The organism is Vibrio coralliilyticus (assembly GCF_024449095.1).
Taxonomy (GTDB): Bacteria; Pseudomonadota; Gammaproteobacteria; order Enterobacterales; family Vibrionaceae; genus Vibrio; species Vibrio coralliilyticus_A.
Genome location: NZ_CP024627.1, coordinates 2,123,250 through 2,137,515 on the forward strand (window position 1 = coordinate 2,123,250; position 14,266 = coordinate 2,137,515).

9 protein-coding genes are annotated in these 14,266 nt (G+C 45.0%); 4 read left to right on the forward strand and 5 right to left on the reverse strand.

What is annotated here, in order from left to right:
• Positions 1–22: 22 nt before the first annotated feature.
• Positions 23–1,360: an IS4 family transposase gene (locus CTT30_RS09910; protein WP_252046601.1), complete on the reverse strand. Its 1,338-nt coding sequence runs from the start codon at positions 1,358–1,360 to the stop codon at positions 23–25.
• 128 nt (positions 1,361–1,488) lie between these two features.
• On the reverse strand, positions 1,489–2,550 hold the full coding sequence (sohB, locus tag CTT30_RS09915; RefSeq protein WP_239865762.1) for a protease SohB: 1,062 nt from the start codon (positions 2,548–2,550) through the stop codon (positions 1,489–1,491).
• A gap of 88 nt (positions 2,551–2,638) precedes the next feature.
• Here sohB and CTT30_RS09920 point away from each other — a divergent pair, with 88 nt between their 5' ends.
• The gene (locus tag CTT30_RS09920; protein WP_252035018.1) at positions 2,639–3,382 is read left to right on the forward strand and encodes a YciK family oxidoreductase; all 744 of its coding nucleotides are present in this window, start codon (positions 2,639–2,641) and stop codon (positions 3,380–3,382) included.
• 79 nt (positions 3,383–3,461) lie between these two features.
• Here CTT30_RS09920 and pyk read toward each other — a convergent pair whose 3' ends face one another.
• Positions 3,462–4,904 (reverse strand): pyruvate kinase, encoded by a 1,443-nt coding sequence (pyk, locus tag CTT30_RS09925; RefSeq protein WP_239837362.1) that lies wholly within the window; start codon positions 4,902–4,904, stop codon positions 3,462–3,464.
• A 299-nt stretch (positions 4,905–5,203) separates the two neighbouring features.
• Between pyk and mlc the strand changes: the two genes are divergently transcribed.
• From mlc to CTT30_RS09940, 3 genes are all read left to right on the forward strand, one after another.
• Positions 5,204–6,421, forward strand: coding sequence for a sugar metabolism global transcriptional regulator Mlc (mlc, locus tag CTT30_RS09930; RefSeq protein ID WP_252035020.1), 1,218 nt, complete (start codon positions 5,204–5,206; stop codon positions 6,419–6,421).
• A gap of 124 nt (positions 6,422–6,545) precedes the next feature.
• Positions 6,546–7,493 carry a chemotaxis protein CheV gene (locus CTT30_RS09935; protein WP_239837364.1) on the forward strand — a complete coding sequence of 316 codons (948 nt, stop codon included), beginning with the start codon at positions 6,546–6,548 and terminating at the stop codon, positions 7,491–7,493.
• Positions 7,494–7,730: 237 nt separating this feature from the next.
• Entirely contained in the window at positions 7,731–9,434 is a 1,704-nt protein-coding gene (locus CTT30_RS09940; protein WP_252035022.1) for a protein adenylyltransferase SelO family protein, read from the forward strand.
• Between the two features lie 106 nt (positions 9,435–9,540).
• Here CTT30_RS09940 and CTT30_RS09945 read toward each other — a convergent pair whose 3' ends face one another.
• Complete coding sequence (locus CTT30_RS09945) at positions 9,541–11,481, reverse strand: metallophosphoesterase family protein (protein WP_252035025.1); 1,941 nt, start codon at positions 11,479–11,481, stop codon at positions 9,541–9,543.
• 298 nt (positions 11,482–11,779) lie between these two features.
• Positions 11,780–14,242 (reverse strand): trimethylamine-N-oxide reductase TorA, encoded by a 2,463-nt coding sequence (torA, locus tag CTT30_RS09950; protein ID WP_252035027.1) that lies wholly within the window; start codon positions 14,240–14,242, stop codon positions 11,780–11,782.
• Positions 14,243–14,266: the final 24 nt, after the last annotated feature.

The window sequence follows — 14,266 nt, forward strand, 5'->3', positions numbered from 1 at the left end:
CCCTCAGTTGAGGCAACGTAGTTCACTTAAGAGGAGCTGCGTAGCGATTAACAGGGTATCGGGTCTTTGATATTTTTACCGCCCTAGGCCGATTTGGCTTAGGGCGTTTGTCTATAAAGAGGATAGATAAATCTCCTCGAAGGCTCTTTAAGCGTTTCGGCGTGTTACCTAAAGACACCGCTTTACTCATCATTTTGAGCTGGCTGGCTATAAATTGGCAAGCGTACTTAAAGCTGATTTCATTAGGTAAGCGTCCGTGTTCAACGGCAGCTTGACTAGCCTCTCGTCTCACCAAGTTATAACCAAGTAATAACCCCCACAGCTCTTGATAGACGAGTTCGACTGTTTTGCTTCTCAGTACTAAAGCGTTGTGTTGCATTGAGCTCTTGATGTCACGATAACCTAATTCGATTTCCCATCTTTCATGATAAAGCTCTGCCACAGATTGGGCGTCATACTGCTCTCTAGGAAGCGAGGTAAACACCGTTTTGGATTTACCTTGAACCTCATAACTGACGGCTCTGACTGTCCATTTTTCTGGAAGACGAGGATTCTTTTTACGAGCTTGCGGTGAGACCTTCATCTCCACAAGCATGTCACTGCTTTCTTTATCATCCAGTAGAGTATATTTGACTCCTTTCTTTGCAGGGAGAAGCCAGTGTCTATTTATTCCACTGTTTTTCAGAGAAAGGAGTAAATCTGCACCATAAAAACCTTTATCCAGTAACGTCACTGAGTTGTCTGGTAGAGCGTTGATGAAAGGCATCGCTAGAGGAATTTCACCTCGGCGATACGGGCTTATCGCCGCATCAACGATGACATGAGAGCGAACATTCATCATAGTCACAACTCTCAATACTGGATGAGGTGTTTGTCTGTTGCTAGACGTATTTCCAGAGCCAAAATGTTCCCTCAATTCTGGTGTGTCAGCCGTTCTAAAAAGAGCGCCATCGACAGCAAAAACTTGTAAGCCTTGCCATGCATCATCAGGGTATCGCTCAAGCCCCCACGTTTTCCCACATTGCTTAAACAGCCATTCGGGTGCTGCTTTGCCTAAGCGTTGTCTTGCTTGGGTTAAGGCGCTCTTTGCCAATAGCTCTTCATCAGCCAAACCGTCAGCACAGACGTTCATTCTTCGAGCGACTTCGGCAATGGGTTCATTGCGGAAAAAAGCCATACCCACAATCAGCCACAACACCATATCGCTCGGTAATCGGCGTCGACGGATAGTCGCTTTATCGGACAGTGAGGCTGCTTTAGCTACCCACGCATCGGGAATGTGTTCAGAAAAGGTGGTGAGTTGGGCAACATCAACAGGGTTTTCTTCAAGGAAGTCGGCAAAGAAGTGTTGAATAGACATAAAAAATCGGAAACCTATAAACAGATTTCCGATTGTCTCTCATCAGAAGGATCGGTCAACCGATCCTTATCTGATCTACATTGCCTCAGTTGAGGGGCTTTTCATTTAACTAAACAAAAGAAGTCAGCTTACACGATAGGACGCTGACCACGATCAATCAGCTTCATCAGTACGTTATCAGCCGCTTCACCTGCTAATCCAGCAAGCTTTGAGGTCAGCTTTTTCTTCTCTACGTAGTGAATCGCTAAGACTGTTTTATCTTTGCACGCTTCCACAACCAGATCATCAGAAGTTTTGATTTCATCAACCAGACCCAGTGAATGCGCCTGAGTGCCAAACCAGTGTTCACCAGTGGCCACTTTATCTAATTCAAGTTCAGGGCGACGCTCACGAATAAAGTCTTTAAATAGACCATGTGTTTCTTCGAGCTCTTGTTTGAACTTCTCACGCGCTTTATCGGTGTTCTCGCCAAACATGGTCAAGGTACGCTTGTATTCGCCCGCTGTGAGCTGTTCATACTCGATATCGTACTTCTTAAGCACTTTATTGAAGTTAGGCAGCTGGGCAATCACGCCGATGGAGCCTACGATTGCAAATGGTGCTGAAACAATCTTGTCAGCAATACATGCCATCATGTAACCACCACTGGCAGCCACTTTGTCTACCGCAATCGTCAGTGGCAGCTTAGCCGCCTTAATACGATCCAGTTGAGACGATGCCAAACCATAACCATGTACCATACCGCCGCCAGACTCTAGGCGCAGTAGTACTTCGTCCCCTTCACGAGCTACCGCGAGAATTGCGGTTACTTCTTCGCGTAGTGACGCGACTTCTTTGGCGTCAATGCTGCCTTTGAAATCCAGAACAAATAGGTGAGGCTCACGCTTGCTGTCCAAATCACCGTCTTTTGAGGCTTGCTTGATTTCTTTCTCACGTGTCTTGGTTTTTTCTTTTTCTTGCTTCTTCTCAGCTTTATCACGCGCTTTAATAAACGCTGAATCATGCAGGTGATGCTCAAGCTGCTCAACAGTGTTTTTATGCTGATCCGTTAAATTGGTGATCTCCAACTCACCCTTTGCAGCACCACTTTTTCCACCTACGGCTTTGGCAATAATAAGAATCGCAATCACTGCGACTACAACAGTCACAATCTTGGCTAAAAACAGCCCGTAGTCCAACAAAAATTCCAATGTTATATCCCCTAATATGCGAATTAGTGTATTGTAACCACCATCTTACGGATTCATAAAGCAGAACATTACAATAAGGATGCATGTCGTGGATTATTCCGTTTCCTCAGACGCTTTAAAAGACAAAGTCATTCTCGTCACTGGTGCCGGTGACGGCATCGGTAAGCAAGCCGCTCTTTCTTACGCTCAGCACGGTGCTACGGTCATTTTGTTAGGTCGTACAGTGAAGAAGCTTGAGCAAACCTACGATGAAATTGAAGCTGCTGGCTACCCTCAACCAGCGATCATTCCTCTGGATATGAAAGGCGCAAGCAAGCAAAACTATATTGATATGGCCGATACCATTGGTAGTCAGTTTGGTCGGCTTGATGGTGTGTTACACAACGCCAGTCAACTGGGTGTACTGAGCCCATTTGATCAGATTGATGAAGACACTTACGACGATATCATGCAGGTTAATGTTAAAGCACAATTCCTAATGACTCAGGCGATTTTGCCCCTGCTACACAAGTCACAAGATGCGAGTGTCATATTCACTTCATCCACGGTTGGCCATGCTGGCCGTGCTTTCTGGGGCACTTACGCAATATCTAAGTTCGCAACGGAAGGCATGATGCAGATTCTGGCAGATGAATTGAGCGATACACACATTCGTGTCAATGCGATTAATCCAGGTGGTACACGCACTTCCATGCGCGCGAAGGCTTACCCAGCAGAAGACGCTGAGTTGCTGAAAACGCCACTGGATATCATGCCGCTTTATCTTCACCTGATGTCGAACGAAAGCAAAGACGTGCGTGGTCAGTGTATTGATGCTCAGCCGAAGAAGTAGATAATCATTCGCTAATACAAAAACGCCTTGTGGAAACACAAGGCGTTTTTTATCCCATCAATTCACTCTGTCTGCAATTTTAGACAGAAAGTATTCGCATGCAGTTAGTCGAACCAACCACATCCATGACATCCCCTTGAGTGATGATCACTAAATCACCATCGTGCAGCAGGCCTTTTGCTTTCAAACAGCCGACTGCTGATACGGCCATGGGTAAACCAGAATCGCCTTTGGAGTCAAAGTAAACAGGCGTGACCCCGCGATACAGTGCAGTATGATTCAAGGTACTCTCATTGCGTGATAGAGCAAAGATTGGCAAGCCTGAACTGAGCCGAGACATCATCAGTGCCGTCCGGCCTGACTCCGTCAGAGTCACAATACCTTTGATGCCTTCCATGTGGTTTGCAGCAAACATGGTCGACATCGCAATAGTTTCTTCACTCCCTTTAAATACAGAGTCCATACGGTAGCTAGAGCGGTTAATTGCCGACATTTTCTCAGCGCCCAAACATACTTCAGCCATTGAACGCACAGTTTCGAGTGGATATTTCCCTGCTGCCGTCTCACCAGACAACATTACTGCATCAGTACCATCCAAAACCGCATTCGCCACATCCATGACTTCTGCACGAGTAGGCATAGGGTTTTCGATCATCGACTCCATCATTTGAGTGGCAGTAATAACGGTACGGTTGAGACTTCTCGCGCGGCGAATCAATTGTTTTTGGACACCGATGAGTTCTGGATCACCAATTTCTACCCCTAAGTCACCACGTGCAACCATGACAGCGTCTGATGCCAATATGATATCGTCGATGTTCTCTTCGCTTTCAACCGTTTCTGCACGTTCTACTTTCGCGACGAGTTTCGCTTCTAGCCCAGCATCTCTTGCCAAGCGGCGAGCGTATTTCATATCTTCACCATTGCGAGGAAATGAAACGGCTAGGTAATCCACTTTAATTTGCGCAGCAATCTTGATGTCATTTTTATCCTTCTCAGTTAGGGCATCCGCTGACAAGCCCCCCCCTTTCTTGTTGATCCCTTTATTGTTGGAAAGTGAACCGCCAATAAGGACTTTCGTAATGACTTGATTACCTGATACCTTGGTCACTTGTAGCTGCACACGACCATCGTCCAGAAGTAAGATATCACCTGTTGAGACATCTTGTGGTAGCTCCTTATAATCAAGCCCCACCGCATTTTGATCACCTTGCCCCTGTGCGAGATCGCTATCGAGGATAAAGGTATCACCGACAGTCAAATGAATCTTATTGTCTTTGAATGTTGATACCCGAATTTTGGGCCCTTGAAGATCGCCCAGAATAGCGACATGAGTCCCCAGTTGAGCTGCGATATTACGTACGCGGGTGGCGCGCTGAATATGATCGTCTGCAGTACCGTGTGAGAAATTCATTCTGACAACATTAGCGCCAGCCTGAATGATCGCTTCTAGAATCCCTTCTTTGTCCGTCGATGGACCTAACGTAGTGACGATTTTTGTTCTTCTTTGTATAGCTGTCATGATGATTTCCTTGATCAAACCGTGGATCCGTAAGTCATTAATGAAAAAATAGAGACCCTAATTGAGTATATGCAAAATACTGACTTATGAGAGATTTAGGGGTAATTTATCTCGCTCGAAAGACATATTTATTAATGCAAAAAAATGCAGAGTTAAATGTGATATCTGTTTTGCAATTTGATTGAACGCCCAAAGAATCATGTTTATCCGTGATGCTTGTCACGGCAATCTATCAAAGCTCTTCACAATTACTTCGCAAAGTAAAAAAATTGCTCAGTTGTTGATATTCGGAGCACCCTATGTACATGGCTCAACCAGGTCATATTGATCATATCAAGCAGGTCAATGCTGGCCGTGTATATAAACTCATTGATCAGAAAGGCCCTATTTCTCGGATTGACTTGTCAAAAGAGAGTGAGCTTGCCCCTGCAAGTATTACCAAAATTACTCGAGAGCTGATTGATGCTCACCTTATCCATGAAACCACCGTTCAGGAAGCGACCAGCCGTGGACGCCCGGCTATTGGCTTACAGGTGAATAATGAGGGTTGGCAGTTTCTCTCGATGCGCCTTGGGCGCGGCTATTTGACAATCGCATTGCACGAGTTGGGTGGTGATGTTCTGATTGACACTAAAATCGACATTCATGAAATTGATCAAGATGACGTCTTAGCTCGCTTACTCCATGAAATAGAAGAGTTTTTCCAGACTTATTCTGAGCAACTAGATCGTGTCACCAGTATTGCACTCACCTTACCTGGCTTGGTCAATTCAGAAAAAGGCATTGTCTTACAGATGCCGCATTATAATGTTGAGAACCTTTCTCTCGGCCCCGAAATTTACAAAGCAACGGGATTACCTGTTTTCATTGCCAATGACACTCGCGCTTGGGCATTGGCGGAGAAACTGTTTGGTCATTCTCAGGAAAACGAAAACTCGGTACTGATTTCTATCCACCATGGTCTTGGTGCCGGTATTGTCCTTGATGGCCGTGTGCTTCAAGGGCGTCACGGTAACATTGGTGAACTTGGTCATATTCAAATCGACCCGAATGGTAAACTTTGTCATTGTGGTAATCGTGGCTGTCTGGAAACGGTCGCAAGTTCTCAGGCTATCCGGAGTGAGGTATCAGAGCGACTAGCCAACGGCGAAACGTCAATTTTATCGGAAATCGAGGAACTGACCGTTGAAGACATTTGTGAAGCCGCCGCCAACGGTGACCCTCTTGCAGTCGATGCAGTTGAAAAACTAGGCCGTTACTTAGGCTCTGCTATCGCCATTGTCATTAACTTGTTTAACCCTGAAAAAATCCTCATTGGTGGAGCCATCAACCAGGCGAAAGCTGTCCTTTACCCAGCCATTCAAAATTGCATCAAGGAACAAAGCTTACCTGTGTATCATCAGGACCTTGAAGTGGTCGAATCTCGTTTCTATAAGCAGGCAACCATGCCCGGTGCAGCCTTGATAAAGCAGGCACTTTACGACGGATTATTATTGATGAAAGTGATAGAAGGCTAAGCTCCTAGCTAAGAAGCTTTATCTTTTATGTAAACCCATATAACCTTCAAGTTGTATGGGTTTATTTTTGTTTAGCCTGGCTTTAGGCTATTTTTGATATATTACAAAGTAGTTGAGAGATCGTATGTCCGGAGTTTTAAATAGCGTTGATCAGCGAACGAATCTTGTTGGTGAAAACCGATTGGAATTGTTGCTGTTCAGTCTTAACAGCCGTCAGCTCTTTGCGATCAACGTATTCAAAGTTCGCGAGGTGATCAAAGTCCCACCTCTCACTAAAATGCCAGGATCACATCACAACATTACTGGTGTAGCTTCTCTACGCGGTGTCTCAGTTCCTGTTATTGATTTACGAAGTGCGATTGGCTTCCCGCCATCTCGACAAGAAGATCAAGAACAGAACCTGATCATTACTGAGTATAACCGTACCGTTCAAGGCTTCTTGGTTGGTCAGGTGCGCAATATCGTCAACACTGCTTGGACGGAAATCCAGCCCCCACCCAAAACAGCAGGACGTGCGAATTATTTAACCGCCATCACTCACACCAAAGATAATGACCAACACCAAATTGTTGAGATCATTGATGTAGAGAAAGTGTTGGCTGAAATTATCGACTATGATGTATCCATCTCTGAAGGCGTATTGGACGAAGAATTGGCCGCTCAGATGGTCGGTCGTAATGTTCTGATTGTTGACGACTCCTCCACCGCTCGAGCTCAAGTCAAAGGAACCTTATCTCAGCTTGGCCTGAATATTCTTGAATGTCGTGACGGCCTTGAAGCTCTTCATTTAATTAAAGGGTGGAGTGAAGAGGGTAAAGATGTTCCTCGTGAATTACTGCTAATGATCACGGATGCCGAAATGCCAGAAATGGATGGGTATAAGCTGACTCACGAGATTCGCAGTGATCCGAAATTGAAAGATCTGTACATCACACTCAATACGTCGCTAAGTGGTAGCTTCAATGAAGCAATGGTGAAAAAAGTAGGCTGTGACCGGTTTATTTCTAAATTCCAGCCTGATTTGCTGGTAGAAGTCGCCCAAGATCGGTTACGTGACATTTTAACCAGATAACGCTCCCTCTATTTAAGTTATAGATTTGGCTCATTAGTTAATACTATGGGCCTGAATATCGCGTTATCACTAGCGTTTCCAAGCCTGACCCGGCCTATATCCAAGTGCGTATACCACTTCCCCCTGAAAAACAATAAATGTTACCGCTCATTCCCCCTTACAGCACAATGATGCCTTTTAGTCTTAACCAACGTATCATTGTGGTAGATGACACCTACATTCGGGATGATAAACACCATGAGTCAACAAGAAAGGACTGGCTGCCCTGCGTCTATTGATAATCTAAGCCATTTTGCTCAAGCCTCGGACTACTCTTTACTCGATACGCTTCTTCCCGATCCTGACGCAACAGAAAACGGCGAAGATCATTTTCCAAGGCAGGTCTTTTCTGGTCATTATGTTCCCGTAAAACCAACTCCCATTACTGACCCTGTCTACGTTAGTCATAGCCAAGCGTTTTTTAAACAACTGGGATTAGACGATACTCTTGCCCACAGCGAGGAGTTTAAACGCCTGTTTTCTGGCGATGTCAGCTGTGTCCCAGCTCCTATGCGCAATATCGGCTGGGCGACAGGCTATGCTTTATCGATCTTCGGGAATGAATATACCGACCAGTGCCCATTTCGAACAGGCAATGGCTATGGTGATGGACGGGCGATTTCTGTGTTTGAAGGTGTGCTCAACCACCAACGCTGGGAAATGCAGTTAAAAGGTGGTGGGCCCACTCCATACTGCCGCGGTGCAGATGGCCGTGCCGTGCTGCGATCCAGTGTCCGAGAGTTTCTCGCTCAGGAGCATATGCATGCTCTCGGCGTTGCCTCATCTCGCTCTTTAAGCTTATTTGTCTCTCAGTCTGATACCGTTGATCGCCCTTGGTACCGAGAAGGCTCCAGCTCACAAGATCCCGACATCATGGTATCGAACCCTGTAGCGATTACCACACGTGTTGCACCTTCATTCTTACGGGTTGGCCAACTTGAACTCTTTGGACGAAGAGCACGAAGCCAAGCTCATCCGAATGCATTAAAAGAGCTGGAGATGATGGTTTTACATATGATCGAGCGAGAGTATAACGATCAGATCGATGCCACGCTTCCTTTAATGGATAAAGTACTGAAACTGGCACTGGCATTTCGCGACAGGCTGGGTCTGCTAGTCACTCACTGGCTACGTGTGGGATATTGCCAAGGTAACTTCAATAGTGACAATTGCGCTATAGGTGGCTTCACCTTGGACTATGGTCCTTTCGGATTTTGCGAGCGCTTTGAGCCCTACTTCCAACCATGGACAGGGGGTGGTCGTCATTTTGCCTTCTTTAACCAGCCATTAGCTGCGGAAAAAAACTTTGAATCTTTCTGTAGCGCAATAGAACCTCTGTTAAAATCTTCCCCAGAGCTCATCGATCAATTGGATGAGATTCGCCAAGATTTCTCTTCACTGATGCAAGACAACATCACTCAAATGTGGGCAGACAAATTAGGGCTCGACACGTTTGACGCTGAGTTGTTTCATTCCCTAATGACTCTGATGATGAAGACTCATGTCGATTACACTATATTTTTCCGTGAGCTTTCAAAAATTCCACAAGAAGTCTCTGAAATCGCCAAGAGCTTTTACGCAGAGCCTGATGAGACGTTAGAAAACGAGTGGAGTGAGTGGTTAACATCATGGCGTGAGTTACTCAATGTTGAAAAAGGTATCGAGGTTATCTCTCATGACATGAAGCAAGTGAACCCTAAATACACTTGGCGCGAGTGGCTTATTGTCCCCGCTTATGAGCAAGCTAGACAGGGAAATTTTGCGCTTATCCATGAGTTACAAGAGATATTAGCGGATCCGTATGGTGAGCAATCCAAAGAGGTCGAAGAGAAATACTACAAGCTAAGACCGTTAGAGTATTTCTCAGCAGGTGGTATCTCTCATTATAGCTGCTCTTCATAATCCGAAGTGGAAGCTTGACTGGATACGTCTATCTGTTAAATGAACAGCGTGAACTAAGTAACGGTGACATACTCATGAGTATGTCACCGTATGATTGAATAATACGTTAAGGCTGAAGGGTGACCTCAAAAGTCCCAGTTTCACTCCAGTCAGACCAGTTCAAATCGGCGCTGCGAACACGTACTTTCCAGTGCCATCTATCACCATCTTGAATGTCGAACTGTGGCGCTTGGTTGCCCTGACCTAAGAATCGATCGTATGCGCTGGTATGAGTCACTTTTTCACGACGAACATCACCCGCTTCAACTAAAGTGTCTTCATCAGAATCGGTTTTGCTCATAATCTCATGTTTTAGAGTGTAAATATGGTCACTCCATTTATAAGCTTCATCACCACCGATATAAAACTTATTAATAAAATTAGTCAGATCTAATTTTGTAAGGTCCACTCCTTCTTGACTATCCACTAGATCGCCTTCACGCCACGTTGGATCCACTTCATCACCTGGGTCTTGCCCCTCTTTCGGCTGAGGCATCACATTGTGCTTACGTGTATGGTTGCCCCATAAATCATAGACATCGCTTTCAAACTCAGCGTCTTTCGATAGCTGCCACTGCACTTCATAAATCGAATCAGGATCACTATGGCTTATTTCAAGCATGATATCCTTGGTGTCCACTTCTCCATGCGGTGAGACAATTTGTGGAGCAGGAAGCACTGTCTTGCCTAGTGTCACTGTCACTTCATCTGTCATTTCAAACCCGTCTTGAAGTGAGCCGTAACCACCGACTTTACTTGCCACCGTTGCAGAGTATCGCTTCATATTGACACTCTCACTACCATTGGCGTTAAAGGTCAGGATATTAAAGCCAAATTCACTTCTGCTAATCGCAAATGTATTGTAATCCTGTACATCATATAGCATATGAGCGTCATGAATCGGCTCTCGATAGCCTTGCGAGGTTGATGCATTAACCCAAAGGTGATTGGTGTCCATCGACTGCCCACGGGAATAAGCATGAGTATGACCGAAAAAGTGCCCAGAGATATGCCCCGTCGCTTTTGAATAGTTTTCTGTTTCCGCGACTAACTCACAGGAACCTAAGCTCTCACCTGTGATCCACAGCTCGGACAAGCACGGATGATGGAACATAGAAAATACATACTTTATATCTTCATTATTCTGCGTTGTGTTGAGTTTGTCTTTCAACCATTGACGTTGGGTTCTCATGACGTCTCTTTGAAAATTCGAATGATCATGAGAGATAGGGAAGCTGTCTAAACCTATAATGCGTAAACGCCCTAAATCAATCGAGTACCAAGTCTCTTCGTACCCTTCAACACCATTGGTCGGCTTTTCGAAGAAATGCTTGTATATACCTAAGTTTGAACCGTCATAGTAGTCATGGTTGCCTGGGACCGTAATTAAAGGGACATAAGGAGTAATATTCTTCATTTGTTCAAAGAACTCGTGACGCCAATGCTCCATAACGTTACCTGTAGAGACGACATCCCCCGCAATAGTAATTGCTGATATATTATCTGCACATGTGGCTTCGTTCCCTTCACATGCGTAAGAAATGATCCCTTTATTAACGACATCGCTCAAAACACCAATCGTATCACCATTTTGAGTATCGCCTATCGCAACAATATTAAGTTCTGAGCTATTCCCTTGCTCTGGTAAAGTTTTAAAGGCGTATTTAGGAGATTTGGATTTTATTTTTCCTTCATCCTGTGAGTTAAGAGCAACGATATAATACTCATACACAGTTGATGGTTTTAGGTCATTGAGCACGGCTGTCTTAGTGTTAGAAATAGATTCATCGATCAAATCTGCCTCTACAATAATAAACTCCTCAGAGCTTTCCTTAGGCCTAGCCCAAACTTGCGTATGTTCATCCAAGGCCTCAAAACGTACCGTCATACTATTACTAGTAGGCATCTGAAGGTATGGATGAATAATGAAATCAATTTTTCCATTTGTCGTTAGGGAGATAGTATTATCCTCTTCCTGACAACCCATTAATGTCAATACTATTGACAATGCCAAAATTTCCTTTTTCACAAAACAATCTCTACTAATTAATATTAATAGCAATAGATATTGGTTAAGTGAGATTTTAATTTCATGACATTAAGTTTAATTATTTTTTCATTAAATATTTCAAAATAATAAAAATATCAATATAAGTCAAACTTAATTGATAAACGAAATGTATGCGAAGGAAAATTAATATAAACTTATAAAATTAAGTGGTTTTTATTTAGACTGAAAAATATTAAAAACAATACTAAGCCTGCTATATATTAATTCATATATAGCAGGCTCGCTTTACTCACACTTAGGCGACTTCGATTGGGCCACCGAATGACGTCACTGGGGGGACCTTACCTGTGAACTTCTCAAAATCAACGATACATGTATTCGCAGAGGTTGCCTGAGCAAGCTCCGAAGAACCGATATCCATTGTTAGCGTATTCGGGTCGCCGTAAGTACAGATCGCACCTTCTTTTTCGTTCAGAGGGCCATACCATGCGCCCTCTTCGATACGGATAACACCACGAGCATAGCTATCCATAAGCACAGCCCCTGCCAGCAATTGACCACGGTCGTTAAACACGCGAACCAAGTCACCGTCTTTGATACCTTTCTCTTTTGCATCCTGAGGGTTTATGTAAACCGGTTCACGACCTTGCACCGCGTAAGTTGCACGGAATTCTTCCGACTCACACATTTGCGAGTGCAGGCGTTTATCCGGGTGACACGATTGCAGCCAGAATGGGAACTTGTCTGAACCCGGTCCACCATGTGAGCGTTCTGTCTTTTCAAACCACATTGGGTGTTCCTGACAATGCTCATAACCGTAACGGCCGATCTTACGAGACGTAATTTCGATAAAGCCCGATGGTGTGCCCAAAGCATTGATTTCTGGATCTTCACGGAAATCAGCGTGGCGAACCCAAGGTTTACCCTCACCAAAGTCCAGCACACTCTGCTGCCAGAATTCATCAAATTCTGGCATGTCAAACTTGCCTTTATTCGCAGCACGACAATCATCGTAAAGTGAACGAACCCATTGCATCTCGTCCATGCCACGAGTGTACTCGTTGTGGCGACCGAAACGACGGGTTAGTTCAGTGAAAATCTCAAAGTCAGTCTTAGACTGGAACAATGGATCCACTAGACGGTGCATCGCAATCAGACCTTTCCCAGAGTATGAGCCGTATACATCGATATCATTACGTTCAAACTGAGTACAAGCAGGTAAAACGATGTCGGAGAAACGACACGTTGCCGTCCAAGCAAATTCAATGGTTACAACCGTTTGAAGCTGCTTAAACGCTTTCTTCATACGATTGCGGTCTTGGTGGTGGTGCCATGGATTGTTACCCGAAATCACCATCATTTTATAACCCGGTAACTTCACCTTGCTACCGTTGTAACGAATCTCTTTACCCGGCTCCAGTAAGCAGTCAATCCAACGGGCAACAGGAATGGTTTTGCTGTAACCGTTGTAGTCATTGTTGTCCCATTTTGGCTTCATACCTTGGTCAAGGTTACGTGGGAAACCGCCCGGTGCAGCGAAGCCGGTTGAAGGTACGCCAATACCAGAATAGTGGTGACCATAAGAAATACCGCCACCCGGAAGACCAATTTGACCGACCATTGCCGCCACAACTGCCGCCGCCCAATAAGGCTGTTCACCGTGCTCCTGACGCTGAATACACCATCCCATCAGGATCTGTGTGCGACCATTAACCAGCATGCGCGCAAATTCACGGATCTTGTCAGCGCTTACGCCACAGATCTCAGCCGCCCATTCCGGTGTTTTTTCAAGTTTGTCTTTCGTCTCACCTTGAACGTACTTAATAAACTCGTCGAAACCAAGGCAGTAGGTATCAATGAACTTCTGATCGTGAAGTTTTTCGTTGTACAACACATGAGCGACCGCCAACATAAACGCAACGTCAGTCATTGGGTTAATGTACAAGTGATCATTTTGTAGGAAACGCTGAGTTTTGTTCTTCACTGGGTCAACAGAAAGTACGTTGATTTTGCCTTTAGCGACTTTCTCTTTCAATTGCTCCAAGTAAGGGAATGACTGGTGAGTTTCACAGTTCCAACCAACCTGAAGGTTCTTCACTGGATCATTAGCCCATAGGATGATGTTATCTGAGTTTTCCAGAATCTCAGACCACGATGTACCTTGTGCGTAAACTTCTGTCGAACCCAATACATACGGCAGAATCGTCTGGCCAGCGCCAGTTGAGTAATCACCAACTTTTGTAATGAAGTTACCATGCATACCCACTGCACGCTGCATATGACTGGTACAGCTATGGAACTGCCCAGTTTGACGCCAACCGGTTTGGCCTGCGTGTAATGCCCAAGGCCCATAATCTTTTTGAATGCGTTCTAGCTCACGGTAAAACAGATCTAAGGCTTCATCCCAAGTGACACGAACAAAGCGATTGTCGCCGCGAGTTTCGGCACTGTACTTGTGCTTTTTCAACCAATCTAGGCGCACCATTGGGTAGCGGACACGAGACGGGTTGTAAATCACCCCCTTGATGCCGTTGATCATATCAGTTGGGTTGGTATCTGTTTCTAGCGGCTTGATCTCTTGAACTTTACCCGCATAGATATGAGCACGGAATGCGCCCCAATGAGACCCCGATACTTTCCATGTTCCTGTTGTTTCTGCTGCACTTGCAGAAGCCGATGCCAATAAACTTGGACCGATAACTGATGCTGCACTGGTCGTTGCTACACCTTTAAGAAAACTTCTTCGTGTAATAGCCATTTCAATTACTCCATCCGACGCTTA